The sequence below is a fragment of the Treponema zioleckii genome (assembly GCF_014737315.1).
Lineage (GTDB): Bacteria > Spirochaetota > Spirochaetia > Treponematales > Treponemataceae > Treponema_D > Treponema_D zioleckii.
The window spans coordinates 17,066-30,512 of record NZ_JPUF01000016.1 but is presented as its reverse complement, the minus strand read 5'-3'; the positions used below and the strand labels follow the sequence as shown (position 1 = coordinate 30,512).

12 protein-coding genes are annotated in these 13,447 nt (G+C 44.1%); 3 read left to right on the top strand and 9 right to left on the bottom strand.

The annotated features are described in order from the left end of the window. Positions 1–23: 23 nt before the first annotated feature. The 5 genes from metF to JI65_RS05835 all read right to left on the bottom strand — a co-directional run bounded on the left by metF (position 24) and on the right by JI65_RS05835 (position 5,325). A complete protein-coding gene (gene metF, locus JI65_RS05855) occupies positions 24–908 on the bottom strand; it encodes a methylenetetrahydrofolate reductase [NAD(P)H] (RefSeq protein WP_191014452.1) in 885 nt (294 codons plus the stop codon). Between the two features lie 237 nt (positions 909–1,145). Next, positions 1,146–1,523: a PIN domain-containing protein gene (locus JI65_RS05850; RefSeq protein WP_191014451.1), complete on the bottom strand. Its 378-nt coding sequence runs from the start codon at positions 1,521–1,523 to the stop codon at positions 1,146–1,148. Beyond that, complete coding sequence (locus JI65_RS05845; RefSeq protein WP_191014450.1) at positions 1,510–1,737, bottom strand: hypothetical protein; 228 nt, start codon at positions 1,735–1,737, stop codon at positions 1,510–1,512. Before JI65_RS05845 ends, JI65_RS05850 begins: the two co-directional genes overlap by 14 nt. A 123-nt stretch (positions 1,738–1,860) precedes the next feature. Beyond that, positions 1,861–3,369, bottom strand: coding sequence for an NFACT RNA binding domain-containing protein (locus JI65_RS05840; protein ID WP_191014449.1), 1,509 nt, complete (start codon positions 3,367–3,369; stop codon positions 1,861–1,863). A gap of 135 nt (positions 3,370–3,504) precedes the next feature. Then, positions 3,505–5,325, bottom strand: coding sequence for a YgiQ family radical SAM protein (locus tag JI65_RS05835; RefSeq protein WP_191014448.1), 1,821 nt, complete (start codon positions 5,323–5,325; stop codon positions 3,505–3,507). A 255-nt stretch (positions 5,326–5,580) separates the two neighbouring features. Here JI65_RS05835 and JI65_RS05830 point away from each other — a divergent pair, with 255 nt between their 5' ends. Continuing rightward, complete coding sequence (locus JI65_RS05830) at positions 5,581–5,817, top strand: NifU family protein (protein WP_191014447.1); 237 nt, start codon at positions 5,581–5,583, stop codon at positions 5,815–5,817. Positions 5,818–5,852: 35 nt separating this feature from the next. Here JI65_RS05830 and JI65_RS05825 read toward each other — a convergent pair whose 3' ends face one another. From JI65_RS05825 to JI65_RS05810, 4 genes are all read right to left on the bottom strand, one after another. Then, positions 5,853–6,452 carry a TetR/AcrR family transcriptional regulator gene (locus JI65_RS05825; RefSeq protein ID WP_191014446.1) on the bottom strand — a complete coding sequence of 200 codons (600 nt, stop codon included), beginning with the start codon at positions 6,450–6,452 and terminating at the stop codon, positions 5,853–5,855. Continuing rightward, the gene (locus tag JI65_RS05820; protein ID WP_191014445.1) at positions 6,452–7,744 is read right to left on the bottom strand and encodes a THUMP domain-containing class I SAM-dependent RNA methyltransferase; all 1,293 of its coding nucleotides are present in this window, start codon (positions 7,742–7,744) and stop codon (positions 6,452–6,454) included. Before JI65_RS05820 ends, JI65_RS05825 begins: the two co-directional genes overlap by 1 nt. Positions 7,745–7,864: 120 nt before the next feature. After that, positions 7,865–8,194: a hypothetical protein gene (locus tag JI65_RS05815; RefSeq protein ID WP_191014444.1), complete on the bottom strand. Its 330-nt coding sequence runs from the start codon at positions 8,192–8,194 to the stop codon at positions 7,865–7,867. A gap of 165 nt (positions 8,195–8,359) precedes the next feature. Further along, a complete protein-coding gene (locus tag JI65_RS05810; RefSeq protein ID WP_191014443.1) occupies positions 8,360–10,150 on the bottom strand; it encodes a dihydroorotate dehydrogenase in 1,791 nt (596 codons plus the stop codon). 148 nt (positions 10,151–10,298) lie between these two features. Here JI65_RS05810 and JI65_RS05805 point away from each other — a divergent pair, with 148 nt between their 5' ends. After that, complete coding sequence (locus JI65_RS05805; RefSeq protein WP_191014442.1) at positions 10,299–10,922, top strand: LolA family protein; 624 nt, start codon at positions 10,299–10,301, stop codon at positions 10,920–10,922. Next, the gene (locus JI65_RS05800) at positions 10,897–13,278 is read left to right on the top strand and encodes an MMPL family transporter (RefSeq protein WP_191014441.1); all 2,382 of its coding nucleotides are present in this window, start codon (positions 10,897–10,899) and stop codon (positions 13,276–13,278) included. Before JI65_RS05805 ends, JI65_RS05800 begins: the two co-directional genes overlap by 26 nt. Positions 13,279–13,447: the final 169 nt, after the last annotated feature.

The following is a 13,447-nucleotide window of genomic DNA, read 5'->3' as shown; positions in this document are numbered from 1 at the left end:
GGGAGCGGAGTCGAACCGCAAGCCTACTCGCCGTTCGTCGCAGCGATAATTGAATCAACATTCCGAATTATTGCCTTTGCGATTTCTGGCTTGTTCATCGTGTAAATGTGGATTCCGCGGATACCGTTCGAAATCAAATCGATAATCTGGTCGGTCGCATAAGCTATTCCAGCCTGATACATGGCTTCTGGAGACGTTTTGAATCTGTCGCAGATTGCGAGCAACTTTCGCGGAATGTAGGCATTCGACAAATCGACCATGCGGGCAACCTGATTCGCGTTGGTAATAGGCATGATTCCCGCAAGCACTGGCACGTGGATTCCGGCCGACTGGCAGCGATACAAAAATGAATAAAGCATGTCGTTGTCGAAGAACATCTGCGTCGTCAAAAAATCAACGCCAGCGTCAACTTTTCGTTTTAAAAGCTCAATGTCGTTGTCGCGGTTAACGCTTTCCGGGTGACTTTCTGGGTAGCAGGCTCCGCCAACGCAAAATCCTTCGTCCTTCAAAATTCGCACAAGGGCATCTGCGTGGTTCATGCCGCTCGGAAAAATATTTTCGCCCTCTTTAGCGTCTTTAGGAAAATCGCCCCGCAATGCAAGGATATTCTGGATGCCTTTGTCTTTGAAAGATTTTATTGCAGACTTTAGCTGCTCCAAATTCGCCCGAACGCACGTTAAATGAGCCAGAGCTGTAGTGCCAGAATTTTCGATTATTTGCGCGAGGTCAGAAGTGTTCGACTGAGTTGAACCGCCCGCACCGTAAGTTATCGAAATAAAATCAGGCTTTAGGGAAGTAAGCTCAATCGCCGTATTTTTTACCGACTCAAAAGCATCCTGTTTTTTCGGCGGAAAGATTTCCAACGAAAGCGTAACCTTTTTGTTCTTCAATTTTTCTGCTATTTTCATTTTTGTTCTCCATTTCGTATCTTACCCGATTTAAAAAAAATCTAAAACCACCCTTAAAGTCTAAAGAGAACAAATAACAAGATGAAAAGATAAATTTTTGTTTTAGAATACAGTGTATCAACTTTCAGCGCAAAAAAGCGCGGTGGTTGAGCGGAGCCGAAAGTACTGCACATAGTGTGATTGTCACTTCGACTTCGCTCAGCAGCCGTGGTCGGTAAGCGGAGCCGAAGCGCAAGCTCAATCACCGATTTTTTTGCGGGCGATAAAATTATTCAATTTTTTATCAAATGAAAATATCTCTTTATCTTCTACAAAGCGATACGAGGCAAGAATACAATCCACAAAATCGAGTTTAGTTTCAACATAATATTCGAAAGCTTTTTTCATAACGGCTGGCACTGTTGTAGAAACAAATTGAAGCAGTTCCTGCATGGCTACAGCAACATCACCACGATCGATGGCGTAAACTTTTGTAAGCACATAAACAACTTCCGCAAAAACTTCAGGCAAAACAAAAAGATTGTATGAATTAACAGCCTTTTCAGCTTTTTCTGCCATAACTGCATCATCACCAATCACATAGCGCACAATGATATTTGCGTCAGCATAAACCATATTTTTCCTCAACTGCAAGCCCCCATGCTTCATTTTCTTTTTCGCGAAGTGCAGGATTTGCATATTTGGAAAAACGTCCACGCAATGTGCAACGAGGCTTTTCCACTTCGTTTTTTGGCAATGCCTGTATTATGTTCAGCACATAATGGATTTGCTCATCTGGCAATGTCTGAATAAGTTCCATAACCTGCGTTCGTTCAGCAACTTCATACATAAATCACCTCCTCGTAAAAGTCCCCAGCAGTTTAGTATAAAATGAGACCTGCGAAAAATAAAGTAACAAACGCTCAGCAGCCGTGGTTGGTGAGCGGAGCCGAAGCGTATTTTCAACTCCTCGCTAAGAATTATTCTGAAACCTTTCCAGTTCCCTGAGTTTCTGTTCGTCGAGTTTTATAAAAAGGTTCTTTTCGTTCGTCGGGAGAACCAAACCTTTCGGACCGTTTTTGGCGCGGCGAAGGTGTTTTACCTGCGTGTAATACAAATCCGCTTTGCCGTTTTTGCGTGCCTTTGAATAATAAACGGCAAGATTTCCGGCGTACAAAAGGATTTCAAGCGGAACAGTCTTTCCCGGACGATTTTTTATGAACACGTAACCGCCGTGAAAGTCGCGCACGTGGAGCCACATGTCCGCCCCCTTAACGTAATGGCGCAAAAGGTCGTCGTTCTCGTCCGCGTCACGGCCAACGATAATCTGCCAGCCAGAAACCAAATAATCAAGCCCCGGATGAGACTTTTTTTCCTGCTGCTTAGGCTTTTGAGTCTTTCGGAGAACCTGTTCCAATTTTATCGGATTTTTCTCCGAAATCATTTTCGCATATTCATCATCAAGTTTTTTTATTGACTCTTCGGCCATCTCAATGTCGTGGTCAAGATTTTCAAGCCCGCTCACTGACTTTTTGTATTTCTCGTAATAATCTGAAGCATTTTCCTGGGCTGATTTTTTTGGGTCAACTTTGATTTTTACAATCTCGTTGTTGTTTTCCCAATCCTCGGCCTCAATAAAATTCGCCTCGCTCGTAATTGCGTAACCGTAAGCCAAAATCAAATCTCCAAGATGCTTTAAGCTTCCTGCATTCAAAAAAGCTGTCTTTTTTTCTTTGAGTTTTTCCAAAGCGAGAGCCTGACGGCTTCGGTGCGAGTTGTACCATTTTTCGGCCTGCTCCAAAAGAGATTCAAGCGAGGAAGATTCCGCATTTTCTGAATAGAACAAATCGACTTTTTCGTTAAAGCTAAGTTTTTTGTCGGGATGAGATTCCTGAACTTCCAAAAATTCACGCACAGGAAACTCGCGGGTCTGGGAAGATTCTTTTGGCTCCGGCAAAACGAATTTTTCGCCTTTCATCTCGTTTTTGGCGGGTCGTCGGTAGAATGAATCAAGAATCACGTCGTCTTTGTCGCAAAGGAAGATATTTCCAGCGTTCGACCACAGGCGGATATAAAGATTAAAAATTTCGTCTTCCGCAGATTCATCATCTTGCTTTGATTTTTTTGCAAAATGCTCCTGGGCCTTCGGCATAACGTAAATCGCACCGGCCTTTTCCAGAGTGATTTTTATGATTCGCTCGTTTCGAATCTGCTCGCAGGAAAGGATTCTCGCGCCTTTGATTTTTGAACGGAGAAGCTCGTTAAAGCGGAGCGGTTTTTCGTTTTTGGTAACTTTACGCCGAGTCTCGTTAATTCGGCACGCACCGGCGGCAAGCGAAATGTAAACCGTTTTTGGCTCGCCCGGTCTGTATGTGTAAATCGCAATAGAATCGTAGCCCGGCTGCACAATTTCCTGCACAAACATTCCGGGAAGATTCAGCTCATTAAGTACGCAATCAATTTCGTTAAAATTTAAAGACATTATACCTCGCAGATTTTCGAATCTGTTTCAAAAGTATCATTCCGAACAGTTTTCGGAATCTCGAATCCAAATGCTGAAATAAATTCAGCATAGCAACAGTTTTTAGTCAGCCCTGCCAAGTCCACAGATTCTGAACTAGCACAGCACTTTTATCAAGTCTGCTCTGCCAGCTTTTTGAAGGGCTTCTTTTACCAGGGCACGGTTCTCGCGTCGGTTAAACTGCAACAACGCGCGCTGCAAACGTCGCTCATGCGCACCGCGGGCAACGTACACTTCCTCGTAAGAACCGTCTTCGTTCGTTTTGTGCGGATTTAAGCCTGTGTAATACATGCAGGTAGAAAGACTTCCCGGAGTCGGATAAAAATCCTGAACCTGATCCGGCACAAATCCTGTTTTTTTGAGATACAGCGCAACTTCAATCGCCTCTTTTAAGCCAGCCCCCGGATGAGCGCAAATGTAATACGGCACAAGATACTGTTTCTTTCCGGCTTCCTTGTTGAGCCGAGCGTATTCAGCGGCAAATTTTTCGTAAACTTCGTGCGTTGATTTTCGCATAAGGCGAAGAACATTGTTGTTCACGTGCTCAGGAGCCACTTTTAACTGCCCCGAAATGTGATGCTCAATCAATTCCTTAAAGAAAGTCTTATCCTTGTCCATCATCAAATAATCAAAACGGATTCCAGAACGGATAAAAACTTTTTTTACGCCCGGAAGACTCCGTAGTTTTCGTAAAAGTTCCACGTATTCCGAATGGTCAACCCGCACGTTCTTGCACGGATTCGTTCCCATGCAATCCTTGTTCTGGCAGGCCCCGCGTTTTTCCTGATAGATGCAGGCATCGTGCCTAAAATTCGCGCTCGGTCCGCCAACGTCGTGGATGTAGCCCTTAAAATTCGGGTCTTTTATAATCTGCTCTGCCTCGCGGATAAGGCTCTCGTGGCTTCGCGCCTGAATTCGCCTTCCTTCGTGAAAAGTTATGGCGCAGAATGAGCAAGCTCCAAAACATCCACGGCAGCTAGTAAGACTGAACTGAACCTCGCTGATTGCAGGAACGCCAGTTTTTCCGTTCTCGGCAGGCTTGTCGTACATCGGGTGCCATCTTCGTTTAAAACCAAGCTCGTAAACCGCATCAAATTCCGCAGTCGTTAAAGGCAAAGCCGCAGGCTCCTGAACGATGAATCTTGAGTCCACTGGTTCCACAAGGATTTTTCCGTTAAGGGCGTCGGTATTCTGCTCCTGAATCAAATATGATTTTGCAAAAAGAGCTTTGCTTTCCGGAGTGTTTTTTGAGATTTCGGCAAAAGACGGAAGTCTAATTGAATTTTCTGGCAATTCATCTTCATGGCTCGTGTACCAAACGGTTCCGCGCACACCACGAATCTGCTTTGCAGGAATTCCGAGTTTTAATTGCTTTGCAATCTCAAGAATCGAATGTTCGCCCATTCCGTACATCAAAATGTCAGCTTTTGAGTCCAAAAGAATCGAGCGTCGCACGGTGTTCGACCAATAATCGTAGTGGGAAGTGCGTCTAAGGCTCGCCTCGATTCCGCCAATCATAATGTTAACGCCCTTATAAGCCTGCCGAATCGCAGCGCAGTAGGTCATTACGGCCCGGTCTGGCCGGTGCCCAGCAACTCCGCCGTGGGCATAAACGTCCTCAGAACGCGGCTTGTTGTTGGCAGTGTAGTTACTAACCATCGAGTCCATCGCCCCGCCGCTCACCAAAAAGCCAAGTTTTGGCCGACCGAAGGTTTTAAAAACTTCTATATTCTTCCAATCTGGTTGCGGAAGAAGTGCAACTGTATATCCGTTTGCCTCCAAAAGGCGGCACAAAAGAGCAGCTCCAAACGAAGCGTGGTCAACATAAGCATCACCGCTCACAAAAACAAAATCAACTTCATCAATTCCGCGGTCAATTAAATCCTGTTTGCAGACAGGTACAAAGTCATTAGCCATAAAATTATTCTACAACAGATTGCGGAATGTAGTATAGAATATGGAACGACAGAATTTTGCTTGCGTAGTACCACAATCCGTTTTTGTCGTTCCTATCAGTTTTGCAAGCAAAACTGAAAAGTCACTTCAGGAGACTTGCAGAGACAAAAATCGTATGAGCAAACCGCATGAGCAGCTTTTTACTTAATCTTAAATTTTCTTTGTTTACCTGCTATTATATAAAAGTAGAGTAAGGTTAAAAAAAGGAGTTAAATTATGGCAGATGAAACTTTTGAAACTAAGGTAAAGGCAGCTTTGGATATGTTCCGACCGCAGTTGCAGGCTGATGGCGGGGATATGGAATTCATTTCGATTGACGAGCAGAACCGCGTTCACTTGCGACTTGTTGGAGCTTGCGGAAGTTGCCCGATGGCGCTTATGACTTTAAAGATGGGTGTTGAACGATACTTAAAAGACGCTTGCCCGGAAGTTACCGAGGTTGTGCAGGACTAGCCCACAACGGCGGCAAACGCCGCCTGTGAACTTTCCTACTTCTGAATCAGAAGACTATCCACTGTCATGCACATTAATTTTTTTACGTCGGAAACGTCGGACTGATTCAAAACCGCAATCCTAAAAATCGCAGTCTCAATAAGACCGTACAAAAGGTCATTAATGTCTTTTACAGGAATCCTCTTTATGAGGTTCGCCTCCTGCCCCTGAATAATCATCGTGCTCAAAAGATGCTTTATTCTGATTACTCGCCTTCGCACGCGCACTCCAGAATCAATTCCGCTTTTTTGAAGCGAAATAAGATAAGGCAAAAGAACGTTAAAAAGCTGACGATGTTCGCCACAAGCATCAACAATCCAGCAAAGAACGGTTTTTAGACAGTCAACGGGATTTATCGAAGTGTCTTTGATTATTTCAATCAGTTTTTTTTCGATTCTTTGCGTCAAAAGCTTGATGCTCCAAACGAAGACTTCACGCTTGTTCTTAAAGTAAATATACAACGTGGTGCGCGTAACGCCGCATGCATCGGCAATCTTCTGGAACGTAACATCGTCGTATCCTTCGCGGCAAAACAAATCCAGAGATTTTTCGAGGATTTCTTGCTTTCGCTTGTCGTGCTCAACGATTATTGCCATTAGAATCTCTCCGATTTTCCATAACCACCGCGGGAATTTTTCTCACGACTCTCGTTGCGTCTTCTTTCGCTCTTGCTTCCCCAGTAACGCTTTTCGTAAGGCTTTTTGGCGTTAGAAAAATTCTTTTCTTTTTCGGTTCCGTTGTACATGTAGAACGTCGTGTCCAAATTTCCAGCTTTTAAGTCTTTTAAAGTCGTTGCGTAGTGTTTTATGCACTCCTGAAATTTTTTGTTCGCCGTGATTACGCCAAGTTCCCAGCCTTTAAAGTCCTCAAAGAAACACTGCATGTCCCGGTACAAAGCCTGAGCGTCAGCCTCTTCGCCAAGTCTCTCACCATACGGAGGATTGCAGATTAAAAGACCTCTTTCAAACGGTGCGTGCAAATCCTTAAAATCCGCAACGTCAAATTCTGGGCGAGGAATTCGTGCATCGCTTCCAATCATTTGAAGAGCGCGACCAGCCATTACGCAGGCGTGCTCCGCATTCATTCTTGCACGCTCGATTGCGCCTGGGTCAATGTCCGTGCCCGTGATTCGGCATTCAACGTCCGTCCTGATTTTCTCTGCCTCTGCAAAGCGGATTTCCCTGGCCCTGTCCGCGTTAAAAATCGGAAGATTTTCCAAAGCGAATCGACGACCAAACCCCGGCGCAACATTGTGCGCGTAAAGGCATGCTTCGATTGGCAAAGTGCCCGAACCGCAGAACGGGTCGTGAAGCGGCGTTTTTCGTCGCCAGAGCATGAGCTGCAACATTACGGAAGCCGTTGTCTCGCGCAAAGGTGCGACTCCGCCGTTGGTGCGATAGCCGCGCTTGTGGAGAGGAAGTCCGCTCAAATCCAGACAAACCTGCACTTCATCCTCGCTGATAAACACCCGCACATCACTTTCTTCGCCACTTTCCGGCAAAGTGAGCATGTTCCAAACATCACCGAGTTTTTTGTAAATCGCCTTTAAGATGATTCCCTGAATCGCGTGCTCCGAATTCAAAACAGATTTGTAAGTGCGCACCTTGTCTACGACAACCCTAGAATCCTTTTTTAAGAAATCTTGCCAATTTACAGAATAAACGCCATCAAAAAGCTGATCAAAATCTTCCGCATGATAGCGAGCCATTTCCAAATAAACGCGGTCTGCCGTTCTCAAACAAAGATTCGCACGAAAAAGAGAATCGTCATCACCGTCAAAAAAAACTCTTCCCGGTGCATTTCCAGCCAATTTGTATCCCAAAAGTTTAAGTTCATTTCCAAGAATCTTTTCTGCACCAACCGCACAAAGAGCTATGAGCCTGTTCATCTTTCACCTCAAGGGCAGCGTAAAATTCATCAGCACAAAGCCACCCTAATTTTTCCATGACATTTTATCGATTTTTGTCATTTTAGAATAGAGCGAAAGGAAAAACAACACGCAAATTTTTCAAGTTTCTGGAGGAGTTCTTGACGGATAAAAAAGATGATTCGAAATCAAACGCAAGCCGTTCACAGCTTCGCCGTGGTCGCAGAGCCACGTTCCAGAAAAATCGCCCCTTCCGCTCACCTTGCCTTTAAGCTCGTTCCAGGCCACATCATCAATTGTCATGCATTCAGAAACATAACTTCCGATTAACGAGTCCGCAGATTTGTCGGAAAGGGGATTTTTTTCGGAATACAAAATAAGGCAGCCTTCGCAGCGGAAAAAGCCGAATTTTTCGTAGCCGTAAAAATCAAACCTGTCGCAGTAAAGAATTTTTTCTTCTTTCTTTTCCACGACTTTTTGCTTCCACGAGTACCATTCGATTTTTTTTAGCGCATTCTCATATTCCCAAATTTTTTTTGGTTTTGAATATTCGTCAGCAAACGAAAAAAAAGGAAAAAGAGAACACGCTAAGATATTCAATAGAAGAAAAAATATGATTTTTGGCTTCATTTTTGATTATTGAGCACAGCCCCTAAAATCATTGAGGGATTTGAAGCCTTTTCGAATCATATATTTTCTAAGCCCGTCGATAATCTCGGTCATTGCAAAAGGATTACTGAACGTGGCCGTTCCAACTTCAATTGCGGCGGCTCCAGCCATAATAAACTCGACAGCATCCTGCCAGCAAGAAATTCCGCCAAGCCCCACTACAGGAATTCTGTCGCACGGAGGAAGTTTGTTCATCGCCTGAACAACGTCATAAACCATGCGAAGCGCAATCGGCTTTACGGCCGGACCGGAGAATCCCGCACGAATATTGTCAAAAATCGGCCGTCCAGTTTCAATGTCTATCGAAGTTGCCTGAAAAGTGTTCACAAGGCTCAACGCATCGGCACCGGCCTCGCGAACGGCCATTGCAACACCGATTAAATCTGGAGCATTCGGGCTCAGCTTTACCATGAGAGGCTTTTTTGTAGCCTCGCGAACCGCACTAACAACGGTCGAAGCCGCCTCTGCCTGCATTCCGAACGCCATTCCGCCAGCCTTAACGTTCGGGCAAGAAATATTAAGTTCGATTAACGGCACTTCAGTCTTGTCGAGCAGTTCCGCGCCCTTAACGTAACCGTCCAGAGAACTTCCAGAAAGATTTGCGATTGCAACCGGCGAAAGAGCCATCATTGAAGGCAATTCGTGCCGAATAAAATGTTCGATTCCAGGATTTTCAAGCCCGATTGAATTGATGAGTCCAGACGGTGTTTCCACAAGGCGCACCCCGCCATTGCCAGGCTTAACTTCGAGGGTAAGACCTTTCGAACAGATTCCGCCAAGCTCGTTAACGTTAAAGACAGTGGAATATTCACTTCCGTAGCCAAAAGTTCCGCTCGCCGCAATAACAGGATTCTCAAAATGCACGCCTTTTATGTCCACACTCAAATCTGGTTCGTCAGCCAATCCTGCATTTCGAATCGGCATTACAGACGGAGGCGTAAAATCAAGAATTTTTCCGTCGAATACAGGACCGTCCTTGCAGCAGCGTTTGTTTCCTTCGCTAGTTTTTATCGTGCAGCCGAGACATGCGCCAAGACCGCAGGCCATGCGCTTTTCCATGCTGAGCCAGCATTTAACTCCGGCGGCAAGACAAATTTTTTGAATGTAAGCTAGCATCGGCATAGGTCCGCAAGCATAAACCACATCATATTTTTTTACGGAATGCTCGTCGATTGCGGCAGTAATCATTCCTTTTATGCCCACTGAACCGTCGTCAGTAGTCACAACGAGTTTGTTCGGCTTTACGTGCTTTAAGCCGTAACTTCCGCTCTTAAAAGCCGCATAAAAATCATAGGATTTTTCTTTTAGGGTCGAAGCGAATCCTGCCACAGGCGCAACGCCAATTCCGCCGCCAACAATCGCAACTTTTGCATTTTCGTCCGGCGGAACAAAACAGTTTCCGAGCGGACCTAAAAGCTGAATTTCGTCCCCGTTTTTAAGGTGAGCCAATTCCTCGGTTCCGCTTCCTTTTCTCAAAATCAAGAATTCAACGCGCACAGGATCCGTAACGGAACCTTCAACGGACGCATAAACGCTTATAGGGCGACCGAGCAAAGTTCCAGATTTAACTGAACGCAAAAGATAAAACTGCCCCGGAAGCGGCAGCTGAGCCATCTTTCCGTTTATATTGCTCACAGAAATCTTTAAATGCCACACGCTGCCATAAGGCACGGCACCATCAGCCTCGTAAGAATAAGTTACGATTCCGGTCGTAAAAACAGGCAACGGGATTCCTTCACAATTCTTAATTTCTTCCATAAATATAGCGTCCTTGACCCATAAGATAAGGAAACCTCAAAAAGATTCAGTAAGATTCAGTTTTTTGAGGTAACTTTAAAAATATTTTACTTCCAATATCTTAACATTTCATAGAAAAATCCAAAAGTATATGGTAATGTTTTATTCTATGAAAAAGCTTTTTACAATTTTATTTATTTTTCTCTCAACATTCTCTTTTATTTTTGCACAGACTACGGCAGACGAAGTTTGCAAATCACTCACGGCAAATAAAGTAACGACTGGAACTTTTGTGCAGGTAAAGAAGGCAAAGAATTTAAAGCGGCCACTAAAATCATCTGGAACATATATTTTTTCACAAAACGGAATTGCTTGGCAAAACCAGAAGCCTTTTAAAAGCTCAACAATAATCACGAAAGAATACATGATTCAAATTGCCCCGGACGGCAAAAAAACTGTCATTGACGGCTCTTCAAACGAAACGTTCAAATCGGCATCGGCAACGCTTTCTTCTCTTTTCTCTGGAAGCAAATCTGACCTTGAAAAAGTTTTTACAATCAAATCGTTCTCGTCAGACGCAGCGAGCTGGAAAATGATTTTGAATCCGAAAGACAAAACAATCGCACAATCTTTAAAAGAAATCACGCTTTCGGGAAAAGTGAGCTCAAAAGAAACAAGTCTTGATTTTTTGGAAGTGATTCAAAACGAGACGACCAGCACAACATACACACTTTCAAATCAGACTTACAAACAGGAACTCTCAATCGATGAAAAAAATCTTTTCGCGAAATAATCTTTTTACAATTCTTTGGGTTATTTTTCATGCAGCAATTTTAATCGCATTTCTCGTGACTCTAAAGTTTTACGGCGGATTTACCTTCGACGGCGATTACACGACTTTAATGCCGTCAACTCACTCAAGCAAAGCCGTAAAAATCGCCGAAGACTCAATCGGAAAAGTCACGGGGAACAGTATTTTTATTCTCGCGGGAAACGAAAATTTTGAAAAAGCCGAAAAGGCTGCCATAAACGCATACGACAGCTTAAAAGACAACCCAAAATTCAAGAGCATAACTCTCTACACGGACGCGCAAAGTATTTCCGAAGTTCAGGACTTTATTGGCAAATGGCGGACGAATCTTTTAAGCCCGGCTTCCCGCGAAAAAATTCTCTCGAATCCTAAAGAATTTGCACAAAACGCGAAAATGAAGGCTTACGGACTTTCGATTGCAGAAAACGACCCGGAAAAAGACCCGTTCATGCTCGATGATGAAAATCTAAAAAATTATCTCTCCGCATTTTCTGACTCCGGCACAGCTCTCTCGGCAAAAGACAATGTTATGGCCGGCGAATACAATGGCAAGTGGTACGTTATGATTCGCGCAGAGCTTACCGCCGAAGGCGCAAAACTCGCAAGCGACATAAATGTGATTCCAGAAATTTACGACGTGTGCTACGCCCTCGAAACAGACGGAACGCACTTTGCATTCTACGGAACGCCTTTTCACAGCTACAGCGGCTCAAGCAAAGCAATAAAAGAAGTGTCTATAATTTCTGCGGTCACAATTACAATCATCATCGTAATGCTTTTAGTCGTTTTTAGAAGCATGCTGCCGCTCGTTGCGTCGTTAATCGCACTTTTGGTTTCGTGCGGAGCGGCTTTTTTGGTAACGCACACTTTTTTCGGAAATATTCACTTAATCGCAATCATTTTTGGAACATCGCTAATCGGTTCCTGCATTGATTACAGCCTTCACTTTTTTATCAACTGGAAAGGCTCAACCGAGCTAAAAACTGGAGAGCAAATCCGAAAGCACCTTACGAACGGACTTTTTCTCTCGCTCATTTCCACAGAAATCTGCTACTTGCTTTTGACGTTCGCACCGTTCACAATGCTAAAACAGATTTCGGTATTCTCGTTCACAGGAATTTTAAGTTCTTTTCTTACGACCGTGGGAATCTTTCCGCTTTTTAAAGTTCCTTGCGACGAAAAAAGACAAATTCCGATTCTTGAAAAGATTTTTAAGAACGGCGTGGACACTCCCGAAAATCCGGAACACCGCCGAAAGCGAAAATTCTGGGGGAAAGTCGTTATTGTGGCGGCATTCACCTTTACAATCGGCTCAATGATTATTTTTAGGGACGAACTCAGAGTCCAGAACGACATTCAAAACCTTTACAAGCCGACCGGCCGCCTAAAAGAAGACTCGCTCACGGCTTTTGAGGTAATAAAATACAATCCGCGAAGCTGGCTAATCGTTTCTGGCGACAGCGCGGAAGAAGTTCTCCAAAAAGAAGAAAAAATCATTCCTCGTATGCCAGACCCGTTCATAAGCACGGCAAGATTCATTCCGTCAATCAAAAGCCAAAAAGAATCTTACGCAGCTGCAAAAGAACTCATTCCGCTCGCAGACTCGCAATTAAAATCAATGCTCTATCCAGAAGACATTGACGGCGAAGAAGCAGAGCTTTCAAAAGAAGAAAACGAAGAACTCTCCAAAATCAGCGAGGATTTTAAGAGAGACTTTGACTCGATGCAGGAAAAATTCGTTACGCCAGAAAGCGGGGAACTTCCAAAAGCGTTGCAGTCAATTTTAAAAATGCTCTGGATTGGTCAGGTTGACGGAAAGTATTATTCAATAATTCTACCGACAACTGTGCAGGACGAAGAAGTTTACATAAACCTTGCATCTGACGACGAAAACTTGCACTACGAAAACAAACCGAAAGCAGTTTCGAGCGGACTCGACAGACTTACAAAAATGGTCGCAATAATGTTCGCCATAGCTTTTGCAATAATCACAATCGTAGTAAAATTCTACTACAACGGTCGTGACACGTTCAAAATCATTACGATTCCGCTAATCAGCATTCTCGTAATCATAACAACGTTCTTGTATTGCGAGCTTCCAATCGAATTCTTCTGCATTACGGGCGTAATTCTCGTGTTCGGCCTGGGATTGGACTACGTTATTTACAAACGGCAGAACAAGGGAAACAAAATCGAAGGATTCGCAATAACGCTCTCGTTCCTCACGACCGCAATTTCGTTCGGCGCGATAATTTTAAGTTCTTTCGTTCCTGTCCACGTTCTTGGGCTTTCGATTTTCTCAGGAATTCTGGCAGCGTACATTTGCACAATGCTGTAATGCATCATGCCGAATCTATCAGGGATTCCACATTATAAACTTACAGGTGTAAAAAATTGTCTGCACTACCACGAAAAAAATGTTTTTGTTCACGCGGTGCAAGGTGTAAAGAAAATTATTAACGCCGCAAAGCGGCTCACCTTGCAAACGTTCACAAAAGCCATTTTTT

What these genes read in the sequence shown, in the direction of transcription:
- metF (WP_191014452.1), bottom strand. Translation starts at nt 908, where the DNA reads ATGAAAATAGCAGAAAAATTGAAGAACAAAAAGGTTACGCTTTCGTTG.
- JI65_RS05835 (WP_191014448.1), bottom strand. Translation starts at nt 5,325, where the DNA reads ATGGCTAATGACTTTGTACCTGTCTGCAAACAGGATTTAATTGACCGC.
- JI65_RS05825 (WP_191014446.1), bottom strand. Translation starts at nt 6,452, where the DNA reads ATGGCAATAATCGTTGAGCACGACAAGCGAAAGCAAGAAATCCTCGAA.
- JI65_RS05850 (WP_191014451.1), bottom strand. Translation starts at nt 1,523, where the DNA reads ATGGTTTATGCTGACGCAAATATCATTGTGCGCTATGTGATTGGTGAT.
- JI65_RS05800 (WP_191014441.1), top strand. Translation starts at nt 10,897, where the DNA reads ATGAAAAAAATCTTTTCGCGAAATAATCTTTTTACAATTCTTTGGGTT.
- JI65_RS05810 (WP_191014443.1), bottom strand. Translation starts at nt 10,150, where the DNA reads ATGGAAGAAATTAAGAATTGTGAAGGAATCCCGTTGCCTGTTTTTACG.
- JI65_RS05820 (WP_191014445.1), bottom strand. Translation starts at nt 7,744, where the DNA reads ATGAACAGGCTCATAGCTCTTTGTGCGGTTGGTGCAGAAAAGATTCTT.
- JI65_RS05805 (WP_191014442.1), top strand. Translation starts at nt 10,299, where the DNA reads ATGAAAAAGCTTTTTACAATTTTATTTATTTTTCTCTCAACATTCTCT.
- JI65_RS05830 (WP_191014447.1), top strand. Translation starts at nt 5,581, where the DNA reads ATGGCAGATGAAACTTTTGAAACTAAGGTAAAGGCAGCTTTGGATATG.
- JI65_RS05840 (WP_191014449.1), bottom strand. Translation starts at nt 3,369, where the DNA reads ATGTCTTTAAATTTTAACGAAATTGATTGCGTACTTAATGAGCTGAAT.
- JI65_RS05845 (WP_191014450.1), bottom strand. Translation starts at nt 1,737, where the DNA reads ATGTATGAAGTTGCTGAACGAACGCAGGTTATGGAACTTATTCAGACA.